At 74.2% G+C, this 15,404-nt stretch carries 18 protein-coding genes; 3 read left to right on the forward strand and 15 right to left on the reverse strand.

The window, feature by feature from the left end; all coding sequences use genetic code 11:
* Positions 1-13: 13 nt before the first annotated feature.
* From QP090_RS34570 to QP090_RS34580, 3 genes are read right to left on the reverse strand one after another with little or no spacing between them, the layout of a single operon-like run.
* The gene (locus tag QP090_RS34570) at positions 14-241 is read right to left on the reverse strand and encodes a hypothetical protein (RefSeq protein ID WP_285943945.1); all 228 of its coding nucleotides are present in this window, start codon (positions 239-241) and stop codon (positions 14-16) included.
* Between the two features lie 31 nt (positions 242-272).
* Complete coding sequence (locus tag QP090_RS34575) at positions 273-1,229, reverse strand: quinone oxidoreductase family protein (protein ID WP_285943946.1); 957 nt, start codon at positions 1,227-1,229, stop codon at positions 273-275.
* A gap of 16 nt (positions 1,230-1,245) precedes the next feature.
* Positions 1,246-1,992 carry an SDR family oxidoreductase gene (locus QP090_RS34580; RefSeq protein WP_285943947.1) on the reverse strand — a complete coding sequence of 249 codons (747 nt, stop codon included), beginning with the start codon at positions 1,990-1,992 and terminating at the stop codon, positions 1,246-1,248.
* A gap of 46 nt (positions 1,993-2,038) precedes the next feature.
* On the opposite strand from QP090_RS34580, the gene QP090_RS34585 reads away from it, so the two are divergent.
* Together QP090_RS34585 and QP090_RS34590 are read left to right on the forward strand one after the other, a co-directional pair.
* Entirely contained in the window at positions 2,039-3,262 is a 1,224-nt protein-coding gene (locus tag QP090_RS34585; protein WP_285943948.1) for an acyl-CoA dehydrogenase family protein, read from the forward strand.
* Positions 3,259-3,933, forward strand: coding sequence for a TetR/AcrR family transcriptional regulator (locus tag QP090_RS34590; protein WP_285943949.1), 675 nt, complete (start codon positions 3,259-3,261; stop codon positions 3,931-3,933). Before QP090_RS34585 ends, QP090_RS34590 begins: the two co-directional genes overlap by 4 nt.
* Before the next feature lie 194 nt (positions 3,934-4,127).
* On the opposite strand, the gene QP090_RS34595 is transcribed toward QP090_RS34590, so the two are convergent.
* The 8 genes from QP090_RS34595 to QP090_RS34630 all read right to left on the reverse strand — a co-directional run bounded on the left by QP090_RS34595 (position 4,128) and on the right by QP090_RS34630 (position 10,971).
* Entirely contained in the window at positions 4,128-4,334 is a 207-nt protein-coding gene (locus tag QP090_RS34595; protein WP_285944068.1) for a cold-shock protein, read from the reverse strand.
* A gap of 229 nt (positions 4,335-4,563) precedes the next feature.
* Complete coding sequence (gene kynU / locus QP090_RS34600) at positions 4,564-5,841, reverse strand: kynureninase (protein ID WP_285943950.1); 1,278 nt, start codon at positions 5,839-5,841, stop codon at positions 4,564-4,566.
* On the reverse strand, positions 5,838-6,857 hold the full coding sequence (locus QP090_RS34605; protein ID WP_285943951.1) for an amidohydrolase family protein: 1,020 nt from the start codon (positions 6,855-6,857) through the stop codon (positions 5,838-5,840). Before QP090_RS34605 ends, kynU begins: the two co-directional genes overlap by 4 nt.
* Before the next feature lie 87 nt (positions 6,858-6,944).
* Complete coding sequence (locus QP090_RS34610; RefSeq protein WP_285943952.1) at positions 6,945-7,526, reverse strand: 3-hydroxyanthranilate 3,4-dioxygenase; 582 nt, start codon at positions 7,524-7,526, stop codon at positions 6,945-6,947.
* Complete coding sequence (locus QP090_RS34615) at positions 7,523-7,966, reverse strand: RidA family protein (protein ID WP_285943953.1); 444 nt, start codon at positions 7,964-7,966, stop codon at positions 7,523-7,525. Before QP090_RS34615 ends, QP090_RS34610 begins: the two co-directional genes overlap by 4 nt.
* Positions 7,963-8,721, reverse strand: coding sequence for a 2-keto-4-pentenoate hydratase (locus QP090_RS34620; RefSeq protein ID WP_285943954.1), 759 nt, complete (start codon positions 8,719-8,721; stop codon positions 7,963-7,965). Before QP090_RS34620 ends, QP090_RS34615 begins: the two co-directional genes overlap by 4 nt.
* Positions 8,718-9,524: a 2-keto-4-pentenoate hydratase gene (locus QP090_RS34625; protein ID WP_285943955.1), complete on the reverse strand. Its 807-nt coding sequence runs from the start codon at positions 9,522-9,524 to the stop codon at positions 8,718-8,720. The genes QP090_RS34620 and QP090_RS34625 overlap by 4 nt, the downstream gene beginning before the upstream one ends.
* Before the next feature lie 10 nt (positions 9,525-9,534).
* On the reverse strand, positions 9,535-10,971 hold the full coding sequence (locus QP090_RS34630; protein WP_285943956.1) for a 2-hydroxymuconic semialdehyde dehydrogenase: 1,437 nt from the start codon (positions 10,969-10,971) through the stop codon (positions 9,535-9,537).
* A 96-nt stretch (positions 10,972-11,067) separates the two neighbouring features.
* Between QP090_RS34630 and QP090_RS34635 the strand changes: the two genes are divergently transcribed.
* Positions 11,068-12,039, forward strand: a complete 972-nt coding sequence (locus QP090_RS34635; protein ID WP_285943957.1) for a LysR family transcriptional regulator — start codon at positions 11,068-11,070, stop codon at positions 12,037-12,039.
* Positions 12,040-12,042: 3 nt separating this feature from the next.
* On the opposite strand, the gene QP090_RS34640 is transcribed toward QP090_RS34635, so the two are convergent.
* From QP090_RS34640 to QP090_RS34655, 4 genes are read right to left on the reverse strand one after another with little or no spacing between them, the layout of a single operon-like run.
* Entirely contained in the window at positions 12,043-12,912 is an 870-nt protein-coding gene (locus QP090_RS34640) for an alpha/beta hydrolase (RefSeq protein ID WP_285943958.1), read from the reverse strand.
* 52 nt (positions 12,913-12,964) lie between these two features.
* On the reverse strand, positions 12,965-13,441 hold the full coding sequence (locus QP090_RS34645) for an NUDIX domain-containing protein (protein WP_285943959.1): 477 nt from the start codon (positions 13,439-13,441) through the stop codon (positions 12,965-12,967).
* A gap of 1 nt (position 13,442) precedes the next feature.
* Positions 13,443-14,081 (reverse strand): response regulator transcription factor, encoded by a 639-nt coding sequence (locus QP090_RS34650; protein WP_285943960.1) that lies wholly within the window; start codon positions 14,079-14,081, stop codon positions 13,443-13,445.
* Positions 14,069-15,301, reverse strand: coding sequence for a sensor histidine kinase (locus tag QP090_RS34655; protein ID WP_285943961.1), 1,233 nt, complete (start codon positions 15,299-15,301; stop codon positions 14,069-14,071). Before QP090_RS34655 ends, QP090_RS34650 begins: the two co-directional genes overlap by 13 nt.
* Between the last annotated feature and the right edge of the window lie 103 nt (positions 15,302-15,404).

The following is a 15,404-nucleotide window of genomic DNA, read 5'->3' on the forward strand; positions in this document are numbered from 1 at the left end:
CGGCGACCGCGGGTCAGTCCTTGGCCGGCCGCGGGTCGAGCACCCGCGGCGGCCGACCGGGGTCGAGCTTCAGGACCGGCACCAGGTGGTCGGGACCTCCCCTCATGTCCAGCAGGGTGTCGCCGACCTGCCGCCACCGTCCGGAGTCACTGCCGGTGTCGGCGAGCACCAGCCGGATGCGCGGCCTGTCGACCCCCGCGAACAGGACTATCCCGGTGGCGAACTGGCATGTCCCGGCCACCCCGGGACCTTGACATCACCGTCCGGGCGGATCAGCGGGCCGGGTCGAGGACGAGTTTGCCGACGCTGCGGCGGGAGCGGAGGTCCTCATGCGCCCGGCGGACCTCGGCCAGGCCGTACTCGCCGCCGCCGATCACCCGGAGCCGGCCGTCGGCGGCCAGCCCGAACAGCTCGCTCAGCGCGGCGCCCATCACGTCGCCGGGGAGCTGGAAGACGTGCGCCAGCCACATGCCCGCGATCGTGGTGGAGTGCGCCATGAGCGCGGCGGGCTGCACCGGGGTGGGCGGGGTGCGGGACGCCATCCCGTAGAAGGCCAGGCGGCCGAAGGGGGCCAGCACCCGGAGGCTCTGGTCGGTGACCCGGCCGCCGGTCATCTCCAGGACCACGTCGACGCGCCGGCCGCCGTTGGCCTCGATGAGCGCGCTCTTCAGGTCGGGCTCGTTGGCGTCGACCGCGACGTCGGCGCCGAGCTCCAGGGCCAGGTCGCGCTTGTCCTTGGACGAGGCGGTGGCGATGACGCGTCCCGCGCCCCACGCCTTGGCCAGCTGCACCGCGAGCGTGCCGACCCCGCCGGCGGCGGCGTGCACGACGACCGACTCGCCCTCGGCGAGGTGGACGCTGCGGCGCAGCAGCAGCCACGCCGAGGCGCCCTGGACGATCAGGCCGAGCGCGGTGACGTCGTCGATGGCGTCGGGCACGTCCCAGGCCATCGCCTCGGACGCGACGGCCTTCTCGGCGTAGCCGCCGGTGCCGAGCAGCGCGACGAGGCGGCGGCCGTCCGGCGTCAGGCCGACGGCCTCGCCGCCCGGGACGAGGGGCAGGGCGGCCTCGGCGAGGTAGCTGTTCTCGGCCTGGTGGGTGTCGGCGTAGTTGATGCCGGCGCGGGACACCTCCAGGAGGGTCTGCCCCGGACCGGCGACCGGGTCGGGCAGCTCGGCGACGTTCAGCACCTCGGGGCCGCCGAACTCGGTGATCTGGATCGCGCGCATGGTCTGCGGTCCTCTCTCAGCGGGGTCCGGGAACGCCGCGGAACCGGAACGGCTCGGGCGTGCGGCCGGGGACGACGTACCAGGCCTCACCGGCACCTTCCCCGGCGAGGACGGACATGAACGCCTCGACGACGACGTCCACCTCCAGGACGGGGAAGCCGGTCTCGGCCAGGTGGTCCTTCAGCGGGACCAGGATCTCGGTGTCGGCGAACGAGGGGCACAGGGCGTTCACTCGGACCCCGTCGCCCGCGCAGGAGGGGCCGAGGGCGCGCACCAGGCCGACCACCGCCGCCTTGTTGGCGCCGTAGACGGGGTCGAACGGGGTGGCGGTGAGCCCGGCCATGCTGGCGGTCGCGATGATGTCGCCGCCGCCGCGGGCGCGCAGCGCGGGCAGCGCCGCGTGCACGCCGTAGACGACGCCGTCGAGGTTGATGGCCATCGCGCGGCGGTACAGCCCGGGGTCGAAGTCGCCGTCGACGCCGCAGCCGCTGGCGATGCCCGCGTTCAGGAAGGCCAGGTCGAGCCCGCCGAAGCGGTCCACGGCGGCGGCGACCGCCGCCGCGCTGTCGGCGGGCTCGCGCACGTCGCAGTGGACGAACGCGCCGTCCAACTCCGCGGCGAGGGCCTCGCCGCGGTCGGCGTCGATGTCGGCGAGGACCGGCCGGACCCCCTCGCCGGCCAGCCGGCGGGCGACGGCCGCGCCGATCCCGTTCGACCCGCCCGTGATCAGGGCGACCTTGCCCGCGCCCTCGAACGCTCCCATGCCACTCCCCTGCACAAGTAACTGACTCGTCAGTTACTGTAGCGGAATGGACTTCGGTTTGAGCGCGCGAGCCCAGGATCATCTCGGCCGCCTCCAGGACTTCATGAACTCCCACGTCTACGCCGCCGAGCCGGTGTACGCCGCGCAGCGGCGCGAGCTGCGCGCGGACGGGCGCGAGCACACCGTCCCGCAGGTGGTCGAGGACCTCAAGGCCGAGGCGCGCGGACGCGGCCTGTGGAACCTCTTCCTGCCCGACAACGCGGACCCGGCGCACGGGCTGTCGGTCACCGACTACGCCTCGCTCGCCGAGATCACCGGCCGCTCCCCCCAGCTCGCGCCCGAGGCCATCAACTGCGCCGCGCCCGACACCGGCAACATGGAGGTCCTGCACCTGTTCGGCACCCCCGAGCAGAAGGAGCGGTGGCTCACCCCGCTGCTGGACGGCGAGATCCGCAGCGCGTTCGCGATGACCGAGCCGGACGTGGCCAGCTCCGACGCCACCAACATCTCCACCAGCATCGTGCGGGACGGCGACCACTACATCGTCAACGGGCGCAAGTGGTGGATCAGCGGCACGGCCGACCCGCGCTGCAAGGTCATGATCGTGATGGGCAAGACCGACCCGGACGGGCACCCGTACCGGCAGCAGTCCATGGTGCTGGTGCCGATGGACGCCCCGGGCGTGCAGATCGTCCGGCCGCTGCCCGTCTTCGGCTACCAGGACCAGCACGGCCACTGCGAGATCACCTTCACCGACGTGCGGGTCCCGGTGGAGAACCTGGTCGGCGAGGAGGGCGGCGGGTTCGCCATCGCGCAGGCCCGGCTCGGGCCCGGCCGCATCCACCACTGCATGCGCGCGATCGGCATGGCCGAGCGGGCGCTGGAGCTGATGTGCGAGCGCGCGGTGTCGCGGGTGGCGTTCGGCGGGCCGCTGGCCAGGCAGGGTGTGGTCCGGCAGCAGATCGCCGAGTCCCGGATGGCGATCGAGCAGGCCCGGCTGCTGACCCTCAAGACCGCGTGGCTGATCGACAAGGAGGGCGTGCAGGCCGCCCGGTCGGAGGTCGCCGCGATCAAGGTGATCGCCCCGCGGGTCGCGCTGGAGGTGGTCGACCGGGCCATCCAGGTGCACGGCGGCGCCGGGGTCTCCGACGACACCCCGCTGGCCGCGATGTGGGCCGGGCTGCGCACGCTGCGGCTGGCCGACGGCCCGGACGAGGTGCACGTCCGGTCGGTCGCCCGCGCCGAGCTGGGCGGGTACCTCGGCAAATGACCGATCTCACGGGGGACGCGGAACCGGGTGTGCGGCGGCGGATGCCGTACGCCCGGCGGCGCGAGCAGCTGCTCCAGGTGGCGCTGGAGGAGTTCGGACGGCGCGGCTACCACCTGACCCAGATGGAGCACGTGGCGGCGGCGGCGCAGGTGTCCAAGGCGCTGCTCTACCAGCACTTCGTCTCCAAGGAGGAGCTGTTCGCCGAGGTGACCGAGGCGGTCGTCGCCGAGCTCACCGCGCGGCTGAACGCGGCCGTGCTCGCCGAGCAGGACTCGATGGAGGGCATCCGGGCGATGATCCGGGTGCTGTTCGACTACGCCACCGCCGAGCCGGACGCCTGGGCGCTGGTGATACGGCATCTGGACAAGCCCGAGGTCGGGCTCGAGCTGCGCGAACTGCGGGAACGGCTCGGCACCGCGTTCGCCGACCTGCTGCTGCGCCGCCGCCGCGCCGACCCGGCGCTGTCGCCCGCCGCGCTCGCGGTCAACGAGAGCCGGGCGCGACTGCTGGTGCCGCTGATGTACGGCTCGATGCTGTCGATGGTGTCGTGGTGGCTGGAGCACCCCGACACCGCCCGCGACCGCGCCGAGCAGATGGCGGTGGAGTTCATCTGGCTCGGCCTGGACCGGCTCCGCACGGGCGAGCGCCTCGACCGGCCGCAGCACACCTAGCGCGGGTCGGCAAAGACTCGGCCACGCGGCTCCCGCTGGTCACGGTGCTGCCGGTGAGATGACCTGCCCGGAACAATCGTGCGCGGGGTGATCATGCCTCGTGCGGCGGTCCGCACACGGCCGTTTCCCTCAAACGAGAGCGGCGGCCGGGGACGCAATGCGTCCCCGGCCGCCGTCGCGAAGCCACGTGAGGCTTAGAGCGGGTAAACGCCCTCGGCCTGCGGGCCCTTGGCGCCCTGGGTGGTCTCGAACCCGACGCGCTGGTTCTCCTCCAGGCTGCGGTAGCCGCTGCTGGCGATCGCCGAGTAGTGCACGAACACGTCGGGACCGCCGCCGTCCGGGGCGATGAACCCGAAGCCCTTCTCGGCGTTGAACCACTTCACGGTGCCCTCTTGGGCCATGATCTCTTCTCCTTCGGTGAAGCTCACCGGCCACCACTGCGGTGACCGGGGCTGCATGCGGACCTTGTCCCACATTCACCGGATCTTCCGGAGAAGTAGAAAACGCCCGCTGTCAAGAAACTTCCGCGGGCGCTTCGTTGAGCAAACGTTCGAGGAAACTACGACTGCAACACTCCTATCGTAACCGATGGGCACCGGGTGTGGCATCCAACACGCCTTTCCCTTTCGCTCACCGCGACCGCTCCCCCGTCCCCCCGGTGAGCGCGTCCAGGGCCGCCGCCGCGCGGTGGCAGTCGTGGAAGGTGCAGTAGAGCGGGACGGGCGCGAACCGCACCACGTCGGGCTCGCGGGCGTCGGCGATCACGCCCGCCGCCGCGGCCAGCCGCGCGACCAGTCCGCCGGCGTCCGGGACGCGGATCGACAGCTGCGCGCCGCGCGCCGCCGGGTCCGCCGGGGTGATCATCCGGACACCCCGGGCGGCCGCGAGCCGGGCCGCCAGGTACCCGGTGAGGCGCTCGCTCTTGGCCCGCAGCGCGGCCATCCCGGCCCGGTCGAAGATCTCCAGGGAGGCCAGCACCGGCGCCAGCGCCAGGATCGGCGGGTTGGACACCTGCCAGGCGTCGGCGGAGGCGGGCGGCCGGATGCCGGGCTCCATCCGGAACCGGACGGCCCGTTCGGTCCCCCACCAGCCCGACAGCCTGGGCACCGAGGCGTCCCGCACGTGCCGTTCGTGGACGAAGCACCCGGCGACCGCGCCGGGCCCGGAGTTGAGGTACTTGTAGGTGCACCAGGCGGCGAAGTCGACGTCCCAGTCGTGCAGGCGCAGCGGCACGTTCCCGGCGGCGTGCGCGAGGTCCCAGCCGACCACCGCGCCGGCGGCCCGGCCCGCCTTGGTGATCTCCGGGATGTCCATGAGCTGGCCGGTCAGGTAGTTGACGCCGCCGAGCAGGAGCAGCGCGACGCGGTCGCCCTCGCGTTCGAGGAGGTCCGCGACGTCCTCGGTGCGCAGGTGCTCCTCACCGTCGCGGGGGCGCAGCCGCACCACGGTCTGCGCCGGGTCCAGGCCGTGGTGCACGGCCTGGCTCGCCACCGCGTACGAGTCGGACGGGAACGCGCTGTCCTCGATGACGATGCGGGTGCGCGTCCCGGCGGGCCGGTAGAAGCTGGCCATCATCATGTGCAGGTTGACCGTCAGGGTGTTCATCGCGACGACCTCGTGCGGCAGGGCGCCGACGAGGCGGGCGGCGGGCTCCCGGAGCAGCTCGTGGTAGTCGACCCACGGACGGCGTGCCCGGGTGTGGCCCTCGACGCCCAGCCCGGCCCAGTCCTCGAGCTCCTCCCGCAGCAGCCCGGCGACCGTCCTCGGCTGGAGGCCGAGGGAGTTGCCGGCGAGGTAGGCCGACTCCGCGTACGTCCCGCCGGGCGCGGGCGGGACGAGGAACTCCCCGCGCCGCGTGGGCAGCGGGTCGGTCTCGTCGAGCCGCAGCGCCTCCTGTTCCGCCGTCATGCCGGGGTCCCCTCCTTCGTGCGGGCCGGTTCGAAGAACGCGCGGGCGTTGCCGCCCAGCAGGAGCGCGCGTTCGGCGTCGTCCAGCCCGGGGCAGGCGCGGATGGCCGCGCCCGGGTCCTTCTCCCCCAGCGGGAACGGGTAGTCGGTGCCGAGCATGACCCGGCCCGTGCCCATCACCTCGACCAGCAGCCGCAGCGCCCGCGGGTCGAAGACCGCCGAGTCGACGTGGAAGCGGTGGGTGTACTCCGACGGGGGGCGCGGCGAGTCGGCGCGGACGATGTCGCGGTTGTGCCAGGCGTTGTCGGCGCGGCCGAGGAGGAAGGCGAAGCTGCCGCCGCCGTGGCAGAAGCACAGCCGCAGCGACGCGGGGATGCGCTCGAACGCGCCCGACAGCATCAGTCCGAGGATGCTGAGCTGCGTCTCGGCGGGCATCCCGGCGAGCCAGGGCAGCATGTGGCCGCGCATCCGGTCGGCGCCCAGCATGTCCCACGGGTGGGCCAGGACGGGCAGCCCGATGCGGGCGCAGTGCGCGAGGAACTCCACGATCCCCGGGTCGTCGAGGTTGCGGTCGCCGACGTGGTTGCCGATGTGCACGCCGCGGTGCCCGGCGGCGGCGGCCCGGGTGGCGGCCTCGCAGGCGAGCCGGGTGTCCTGGAGCGGCACCTGGCACAGCGGCAGCAGCCGGTCCGGGGCGTCCGCGCAGTAGGCGAGGATCCGGTCGTTCACCAGGTCGCACCAGTCGGCGGCGCGGGACGGCGGGGCGGCGTACCCGAACATCAGCGGGGTGGACGAGACGGCCTGCGCGTCGACGCCGGAGGCGTCCATGTCGGCCAGCCGCCGGGCCGGGTCCCAGAGCCCCGGGTCGACCGGGCGGTACTCGTCGTCGCCGCTCATCATCATCCCGGTGCCGTCGCGGTGGACGCGCAGCCATGGCGCGCCGGCGTCGGCGATCATGCTTCCCTCAGCGCGGGTGAGCCGGGGGAAGACGTGCGCGTGGACGTCGAAGACGGTCACGGGGTCCTCCTTGATCGGGCATGCTCCGCGGTCCCGCGGGCCCCGGCGGGGCCGGTGGGCGGTGCGGGGCGGGTCGTGCGGGACGGGTCAGCCGCGGGGCAGCGCCACGGGCGTCATGGTGTCGGGCCACTGCTTGCCCGGGTGCGTGGCGCCGCAGTTCGGGCAGGTGCGGTCGCCGTCGTAGAAGCCCTGGAAGACCGGCGGCAGGTCGTCGACGATCGACCGGACCTGGAGCTCGGCGCGGTGCACCAGGTGGTGGCATCCGGTGCAGTACCACTCGAACGCCTCGCGGGTGCCCTCGGGCCGCGGGATCTCCACGACCAGGCCGATCGAGCCGGGGACCGGGCGCTGCGGGGAGTGCCGCACGTGCGGCGGGAGCAGGAAGACGTCGCCCTCGTTGATCTGCACGTCGACCGGCGGGCGGCCCTCCTCCTCCATCACGCGCAGCACCATGCCGCCCTCGACCTGGTAGAAGAACTCCTCGGTCGGGTCGTCGTGGAAGTCGGTGCGCTGGTTGGGGCCGCCGACCACCATCACGATCAGGCCCGACTCGTCCCAGACCTGGACGTTGCCCACCGGCGGCCTGAGCAGGTGGCGGTGCTCGTCGATCCACGCCTCGAAGTTGAAGGGCCGCCCGAACGACAGCCCCGGCAGGGTGGTACCGGTCATGCCTCGTGCTCCTCACCGGTGGACGGGGCCTGCGGGACGTGCGCCACGCAGGCGATCTCGACGAGCAGGTGCGGGTGCGGGAGCTGGTGGACGGCGACGGTGGTGCGGGCCGGGCCGGTCTCGTCGAAGTACTCGCCGTAGACCTCGTTGTAACCGCCGAAGTCGTTCATGCTGACCAGGTAGGCGGTGACGTTGACGACGTCGGACAGGTCGCCGCCGGCGGCGCGCAGCAGGTCGCGGACGTTCTCGATGACGGCGCGGGTCTGCGCGCGGACGTCCAGGTCGGTGACGCCCATCGCGTCGGCGGCGGCCCCGGCGAACGTGCCGTCGGGGCGGCGCGAGCTCGTCCCGGACACGAACAGCAGGTCTCCCGCCCGCTTGACGTGCGGGAAGCGCCCGCGCGGCGCGGCCATGCCCTCCACCCGGATCGCGTCGCTCACCGCGTCGTCACCTCCGCGGCGCCGAGGCCGGCGGCGGTGACCCGCACGTGCGCGTCCTTGGGCAGCGGGACGGCGGCGGTGGCCGCGCCCGCGAGGACGACCCAGCCGGGTTCCAGGGCGATCCCGGCGTCGTGGGCGAGCCGCGCGGCGGCACGCAACGACCGGACCGGGTCGCCGAGGATCGCGGCGGACGAGCCGGTCTGGACGACCCGGCCGTCGATCTCCATGATCATCCCGAGGTTGGACAGATCGCCCGCCGCGCGCGGGTCGTGCCAGCCGCCCAAGCCGAACCCGGCCGCGGACGCGTTGTCGGCGATCACGTCGGGGAGGGTGAACTCGAAGCCCTCGTAGCGCGAGTCGAGCACCTCGAAGCCGACCGCGACGCCGGCGACCGCCGCGTCCACGTCGGCGGGCGAGCGGACCTCGCGGCCGATGAGGAAGGCGATCTCCGGCTCGATCCGGGGGTGGACGAGACCGGACACCTCCAGGACGGGCCCGGCCAGCATCGCGTCGGTGAGCAGCCCCCAGATGACGTCGTCGACGCCCATCTGGATCATCTTGGCGCGGCTGGTGAAGCCCATCTTGACGCCCGCGAGGCGCTCGCCGCGGGCGCACCGGCGGCCGATCACGTCGCGCTGCACCCGGTAGGCGGTGCCGACGTCCAGCGGCTCGGACGCGGTCAGCTTGGGGATCGCGCGGGCGTCCCGCGCCGCCGCGTCGAGGGCGGCGGCCAGGGCTCCGACACTGCGCCTCATCGGTCCTCCTCTTTGGCGAACGCGACGCGCACGTCGCCGAGCCCGCCGATGCGGGCCTCCAGCACGTCGCCCGGGACGACCGGCACCACGGGGCCGAGCGCGCCGGTCAGGACGGTGTCGCCCGCGCGCAGCGGGCGGCCGACGCGGACGAGGGTGTCGGCGAGCCACAGCGCGGCGTTCAGCGGGTGGCCGAGGCAGGCGGCGCCGGTGCCGGTCGAGACCTGCTCGCCGCGGCGCTCCAGCACCATGCCGCAACCCCGCAGGTCGACGTCCCCGAGCGCGGTGGGGCGGTTGCCGAGCACGTACATGCCGGAGGAGGCGTTGTCGGCGACGGTGTCGGCGAGCGTGATGTCCCAGTCGCGGACGCGGCTGCCCACCACCTCGACGGCGGGCAGCGCGAACGCGGTCGCGCGGATCAGGTCGGCGGCGGTGTGCCGCTCGTGGGTCAGGTCGCGGTCCAGCACGAGCGCGACCTCCGCCTCGGCCCTCGGCTGGAGGACGGCGCCGGCCGGGATCTCCGCGCCGTCCGGGACGGCCATGTCGGCGAACAGCATGCCGAAGTCGGGGCTGCCGACGCCGAGCTGGGCCTGCACCGCGCGCGAGGTGAGCCCGATCTTGCGTCCGGTGAGCCTGCGGCCCTCGCCGAGCCAGTGCCCGGTGAGGCGCTCCTGGACGGCGTAGGCGGCGTCCGCCGTGCCGATCAGGTCGCGGACGGGCGGGCACGGGACGCCCGAGGCGTAGGCCCCGAGGATGCGGTCGGCCGCCGCGCCGATCGCGGAGGTCTGTGTCTCTGCCGTGGTCACTGGCTCGCTCTCAGATCTGGATGCAGACGTTGACGGGTTCGGAGAAGAAGTCCAGCGAGTACTCTCCTCCCTCCCGGCCGATCCCGGACGCCTTGACACCGCCGAACGGGGTGCGCAGGTCGCGCAGGTTCCAGCAGTTCACCCAGACGATGCCGGTCTGGACCCGCGGGGCGACGCGGTGGGCGCGGGACAGGTCGCGGGTCCACACCGTGGACGCCAGTCCGTAGGGGCTGTCGTTGGCGAGCCGGAGCGCCTCGTCCTCGGTGTCGAACGGGGCGAGATGGCAGACCGGGCCGAAGATCTCCTCGCGGACAGCGCGGGCGGTCTCGGGGAGCCCGGTCAGCACGGTCGGCTCGACGTAGAAGCCGCCGTCACGCGCGTCGCCGAACTCCGGGACGCCGCCGCCCGCGAGCACCGTGGCGCCCTCCTCGCGGGCCAGCCGGTAGTACGACAGCACCTTGTCGCGGTGCCCGGCGGAGATCATCGGCCCGTAGCCGGCCAGCGCGCGGGCGCGCTCGCCGAGCCGGGCCGCGAACTCCTCGAACACCGGGCGCTCGACGTACACGCGCTCGGTGCACAGGCAGATCTGCCCGGAGTGGGTGAAGGAGGACCGGACGGTGCCCTCGACCGCCGCGTCGAGGTCGGCGTCGGCGAAGACCAGCGCGGGGTTCTTGCCGCCGAGCTCGAACGAGACGGGGGTGACGTGGTCGGCGGCGTTGCGCATGATGGCCGCGCCGGTGGCCGACTCGCCGGTGAACGCGATCGCGTCGACGCCCGGATGGCCGGTGAGGAACTCTCCCGCCGCGCCCGCGCCGTGCCCGTGCACCAGGTTGAACGCGCCGGCCGGGAGCCCGGCCTCGTCGATCACCCGGGCGAGCAGGGTGGCGGTGGAGGGGGTCTCCTCCGACGGCTTGGCGACCACCGCGTTCCCCGCCGCGAGGGCCGGGGCGACCTTCCAGGTGAGCAGCAGCAGCGGCAGGTTCCACGGGGAGATGACCGCCACGACGCCGAGCGGGCGCCGGACGGTGTAGTTCAGCGCCTGGCCGGTGCCGGCGCTCCAGCCCGGGATCTGCGTGGTGTAGGCGCGTTCGGGCCGCCCGTACAGCAGGTCGGCGTAGGCGCGGAAGTTGCCGACGGCGCGGGGGACGTCGACGGTTGCGGCCAGCTCGCGGGGCTTGCCGGTGTCGGCGGTCTCGGCGTCGACGAACTCCTCGAAGCGGGCCTCGATCCCGTCGGCGACGCGGCGCAGGGCCGCGGCGCGGTCCTCGGGGGACGTCCCGCCCCAGGGGCCGTCCAGCGCGGCGCGGGCGGCGGTCACGGCGGCGCCGACGACCTCGCGGGTGGCCTCGGGGACGGCGCCGGCCTCGGTGCCGTCGGCGGGGGCGATCAGGGGGAAGGACGGGCCGTCCGAGCGGAAGACCCCGCCGACGTAGTGCTCGGCCTTCATCCGCGTCCCCCATCGTGTCGGCCTCTCCGGCACTGCGATCCTCCCGCCCTCGAGCTATGCCTGGCAAATACCAATTCGCGTTTGCGATATAACAAAATGGAGATATCGGCCTGGTTCGGGACGGAGGGCGGCGTGCACGCGATCGACCTGCTCGACGGGCGGCTCAAGCTGCGGCACCTGGTGCTGGTGGTGGCCATCGCCGACCACGGCAGCGTGCTGGGCGCCGCCCGGCACCTGCGGCTCGCGCAGCCCGCGGTGACGCGCGGCCTGCGCGAGGCCGAGCGCGTCCTCGGGGTGGAGCTGTTCGCCCGCGGGCCGCGCGGCGTGACGCCGACGCTGTTCGGGGACGCGTTCGTCGAGCACGCCCGCGCGGTGCTCGCCGAGCTGCGCCGGGCGGGCGACCGGATCGCCGGGCTGGCCGACGCGGAGGTCGGCACGGTCACCATCGGCACGCTGCTGGCCGGGTCGAACGTGCTGCTGCCGCGCGCGATCGCCACGCTGAAGCGGAGCCGTCCCGGGATCACGGTGATCGTCCACGAGGCGACGTTCGACGCGCAGGTGCCCCGGCTGCTGGACGGCGAGATCGACCTCGTCCTCGGCCGCCTCAACCCGATCGGGGAGCTGCCCGGGGTCCGCCAGATCACCCTGTACAGCGAACCGGTGCTGCTGGTCGCGCGGCACGGCCACCCGGCCAGGGGACGCCCCGGCCTGACGCTGGCCGACCTGCTCGGCTACCCGTGGGTGCTGCCGCTGGAGCAGACCGCGCTGCGGCACGAGCTGGAACAGGTGTTCCGCGCCGAGGGGCTGGCGCCGCCGGGGAACCTGGTGGAGTGCACGTCGGTGCTGACCGTCCGCACACTGGTCCGCGACACCGACATGATCGCGGCGCTGCCCGAGCTGGTGGCCCGCACCGACGCCGAGATCGCGCCCCTGCCGGTGCCGCTGGAGACCGTCCGGCGGCAGGTCGGCGTCACGCTGCCCGCCCACCGGGCGCCCACCCCGTCGGCGCGGCTGATGCTGGAGCACCTGCGGGCGCGGGCCGCGGAGGTGGGCGACCTGACCGGCTGAGCGTCACAGCGAGCCGATCAGGCCCAGCAGCGCGCGAGTGACCGGGCTCGCGGGGTCGGCCAGGCCGAGGACGACGTCGAAGTGGTCGCGGTCCGGCACGACCATCAGCTCGCTCGCGCCCCAGTGCGCGTGGAAGCGGCGCGACTGCGCGAGGAAGCCGGCGCCGTCGTGCTCGGCGACCGCGACCACCGCCGGGAGGCGCCGTGCGGCGGGGAGCAGCGCGGGGCTGAGCGACGCCGCGCGCGGCACGTCCAGGCCGACCCACTGGTTGACGTAGACGCGGGTCAGCGGGCGGATGTCGAACAGCCCGCTGAACGGCATCGCCGCCTTGACCGCGTCGCCGGGCAGCCCGAGCGGGGCCTGCCAGCCGTCCACCATGGTCATCCCGGTCAGGTGCCCGCCGGCGGAGCTGCCGCCCACCACGATCCGGTCGGGGTCCAGACCGTGCTCGCGGCCGTGCCGGTGGATCCAGGCGATCGACGCCCGGACCTGCCGGACGATCTCCTCCAGCGTCGCGGCGGGCGCCAGCGTGTAGTCGGGCACGACGGTCGCCACGCCCCGCTCGTGCAGCGTCCGGGCCATGAAGGACGACTCGCGCCGCGACAGCGCCATCCAGTAGCCGCCGTGGAGGAAGACGAACACGGGGCGCGGGCCGTCCTCGCCGGCGCCCCACACGTCCAGGCGCTCGCCGCTCGCCTCGTCGTAGACGACGCCCGGACGGCCCGGCAGCCCGTCGACCGCCTGCACCGATTCGTCCAGGTAGCGGGCGAGGTGCCGGTCGAACAGCTCGGGACCCGCCTTCCGCCGGACGTTGTAGGCGACGTCCAGCTCCTCGTCGGTGAGCTCGTGGCCCGGCCAGTCGTCCTGGTTCATCGGCGTCCCTCCGCGATCGGTGTCACCCGCCAGTGTCACCCACCGGCCCGTGTCACCCGCCGGCCGGGCTCGGCGGGGTCCGGCCCGCGGGGAGCAGGCCGGGGAGGTCGGCGGCGTGGGCGGCGAGATAGGCGGTGAGGACGTCGGGGATCAGCGCGACGCCGCCGAGCGCCTCGGGGGCGCACCTGAAGCGGTCGACGTCGTAGCGGCCGTTGGCGGGGTCGTCGAACTCGGGGCCGTGCCGCCGGGACAGGTCCATCGAGACGAGCCCGCACACGTAGAAGGTGTCGAGGCGGTGCCGCTCGCCGGTCTGCTCGCCGCAGGCGAAGACCTGGCGCATCGGGCCCGCGACGGCGCCGAGCTCCTCGTCGAGCTCACGGCGGAGGGCCTCCTCGGGTCCGGCGTCGTACGGCTCGATCCCGCCGCCGGGCGTCGTCCAGTAGACGGGCCGGCCCGGACGGGTCCGGCGGAGCAGGACCAGGTCGGAGCCGTCCAGCAGGAGGGCGCGGACCGCGCGGCGGACCTCCACCTCAGGAGTTGAGGTAGGCGAGGACGGCCAGGACGCGGCGGTGGCCGCTGTCGCTCGGCGGCAGGCCGAGCTTGAGGAACACCGCGCCGATGTGCTTGCTGACCGACCGCTCGGTGATGACCAGGGTGGTCGCGATGGTGGCGTTGTCGAGGCCCTGCGCCATCAGCGACAGCACCTCGCGCTCGCGGGGCGTGAGAGCCTGCAACGGGTCGCGGCGGGCCGTCATGAGCTGCGAGACCACCTCGGGGTCGAGGGCGGTACCGCCGGCCGCGACGCGCTCGAGCGCGTCGAGGAACTCGTCGACCCGGCTGACCCGGTCCTTCAGCAGGTAGCCGATGCCCCCGGCGCCGCCCGCCAGGAGCTCGGCGGCGTAGGTCTCCTCGACGTACTGCGACAGGACCAGGACGGGCAGCCCGGGCAGCGCCCTGCGGGCCTCGATCGCGGCCCGCAGCCCCTCGTCGCGGAACCCCGGGGGGAGCCGGACGTCGAGGACGGCGACGTCGGGACGGTGCTCCATCAGCGCGGGCAGTACGTCGGGCCCGGTGCCCGCGACCGCGACGACCTCGTGGCCGTCGCTGGTCACCAGCAGGACCAGCCCCTCGCGCAGGAGGACGTTGTCCTCGGCGATCACGATCCGCATGGCAGGTCCACGTCGAGGGTCGTCCCTTCACCGTCGGGGCTGTCGATCTCGGTGACGCCGTCGAGCGCCGCCACCCGGCGGCCGATCCCGGCCAGCCCGCTGCCGCGGGTCAGGTCGGCGCCGCCCTTGCCATCATCGCGCACCCTGATGCGCAGCCGGGCCTCCGCGCGGCGGACCGACACCTCGGCGCGGGTCGCGCCGCTGTGCTTGGCGATGTTGGTGAGCGCCTCGGCCACCACGAAGTAGGCGGCGGCCTCGACCGCCGCCGGAACGTCGCGGGCGTCGTCGGCGACGTCCATCTCGACCGGGATCGGCAGCCCGGCGGTGAGCGTGCGCAGCGCGCCGGGCAGGCCGCGGTCGGACAGGATCGGCGGGTAGATGGCGCGGATCACCGTGCGGAGCTGGACGAGCGCCTCCTCGATGCCGTCCCGGGCGTCCAGGAACAGCGCGCGGGCGGCGGCCGGGTCGGCGTCGAAGCGGCGGTCGGCGAGGCCGAGCCGGAGCGCGACCGACACGAGCTGCGCCTGCGTGCCGTCGTGCAGGTCGCGCTCGATGCGGCGCAGCTCGGCGCCGTGCGCCTCCAGGGCCTCGGCGCGGGTCGCGGAGAGCCGCTCGACCCGTTCGGTGAGGCTGGTGCGCCGGGTCGGGCGCAGCAGCATCTCGGCGAACCGCGGCTGGAAGCGCGCGAGCGCGGGCACTCCCCACCAGAGCACCGCCCCGTTCAGGCCGGCCTGGACGAACGGCATGGTCAGCGCCTTGGGCCAGCTGTCGACCGTGATGATCGCAGCGGGCGCGCCCTCGGGCGCGGCCCACCACCACAGCGGCATCGAGAGCGCGACCACGATCGAGGGCCACAGCGACACCGCGAGGATGGCCGCGACCAGGCCGCCGAACCCGTGTCCCGCCATCCAGGCCGCGTCCCGCCAGGTGGAGGGCGACCTCATCAGCCGGACGCCCTGCTCGAAGGACGTGCCCCGGGGCGGCGGGTACGGCACGGGGATCTCGCGGCCGAGGATGCGGCCCGACCGGATCCGCTCGGTGTTGGCGAGGGCGCGCATCGGCCGTACCGCCTCGGGCAGCCACGGCAGGCTGACCAGCAGCAGCGAGAGGAACGCCGCGAGTGGGAGCAGGATCGCGCCGGCGAGCGCGGGAAGGGCGGTGCGCAGGTTGCCGACCAGGAAGACGGTGGCCTCGCCACTGCGCTTCAGAACCTGCCTCAATTCCGCCTCCCGGATCACCGTAGAGCACTGCGTGACCGGCCGCATCCGCTCCTGGAACAGGCCGCCCGGCTCCCGCCGGGACCGCCGCGGAACGAGGTCCGGG

It is taken from the genome of Actinomadura xylanilytica (genome assembly GCF_030283145.1).
GTDB classification, from domain to species: Bacteria; Actinomycetota; Actinomycetes; order Streptosporangiales; family Streptosporangiaceae; genus Spirillospora; species Spirillospora xylanilytica.

Excerpts from the sequence above, each read along its gene's own strand:
- QP090_RS34575 (WP_285943946.1), bottom strand. The coding sequence starts at position 1,229 with ATGCGCGCGATCCAGATCACCGAGTTCGGCGGCCCCGAGGTGCTGAAC.
- QP090_RS34580 (WP_285943947.1), bottom strand. The coding sequence starts at position 1,992 with ATGGGAGCGTTCGAGGGCGCGGGCAAGGTCGCCCTGATCACGGGCGGG.
- QP090_RS34585 (WP_285943948.1), top strand. The coding sequence starts at position 2,039 with ATGGACTTCGGTTTGAGCGCGCGAGCCCAGGATCATCTCGGCCGCCTC.
- QP090_RS34590 (WP_285943949.1), top strand. The coding sequence starts at position 3,259 with ATGACCGATCTCACGGGGGACGCGGAACCGGGTGTGCGGCGGCGGATG.
- QP090_RS34595 (WP_285944068.1), bottom strand. The coding sequence starts at position 4,334 with ATGGCCCAAGAGGGCACCGTGAAGTGGTTCAACGCCGAGAAGGGCTTC.
- kynU (WP_285943950.1), bottom strand. The coding sequence starts at position 5,841 with ATGACGGCGGAACAGGAGGCGCTGCGGCTCGACGAGACCGACCCGCTG.
- QP090_RS34610 (WP_285943952.1), bottom strand. The coding sequence starts at position 7,526 with ATGACCGGTACCACCCTGCCGGGGCTGTCGTTCGGGCGGCCCTTCAAC.
- QP090_RS34620 (WP_285943954.1), bottom strand. The coding sequence starts at position 8,721 with ATGAGGCGCAGTGTCGGAGCCCTGGCCGCCGCCCTCGACGCGGCGGCG.
- QP090_RS34630 (WP_285943956.1), bottom strand. The coding sequence starts at position 10,971 with ATGAAGGCCGAGCACTACGTCGGCGGGGTCTTCCGCTCGGACGGCCCG.
- QP090_RS34635 (WP_285943957.1), top strand. The coding sequence starts at position 11,068 with ATGGAGATATCGGCCTGGTTCGGGACGGAGGGCGGCGTGCACGCGATC.
- QP090_RS34640 (WP_285943958.1), bottom strand. The coding sequence starts at position 12,912 with ATGAACCAGGACGACTGGCCGGGCCACGAGCTCACCGACGAGGAGCTG.
- QP090_RS34650 (WP_285943960.1), bottom strand. The coding sequence starts at position 14,081 with ATGCGGATCGTGATCGCCGAGGACAACGTCCTCCTGCGCGAGGGGCTG.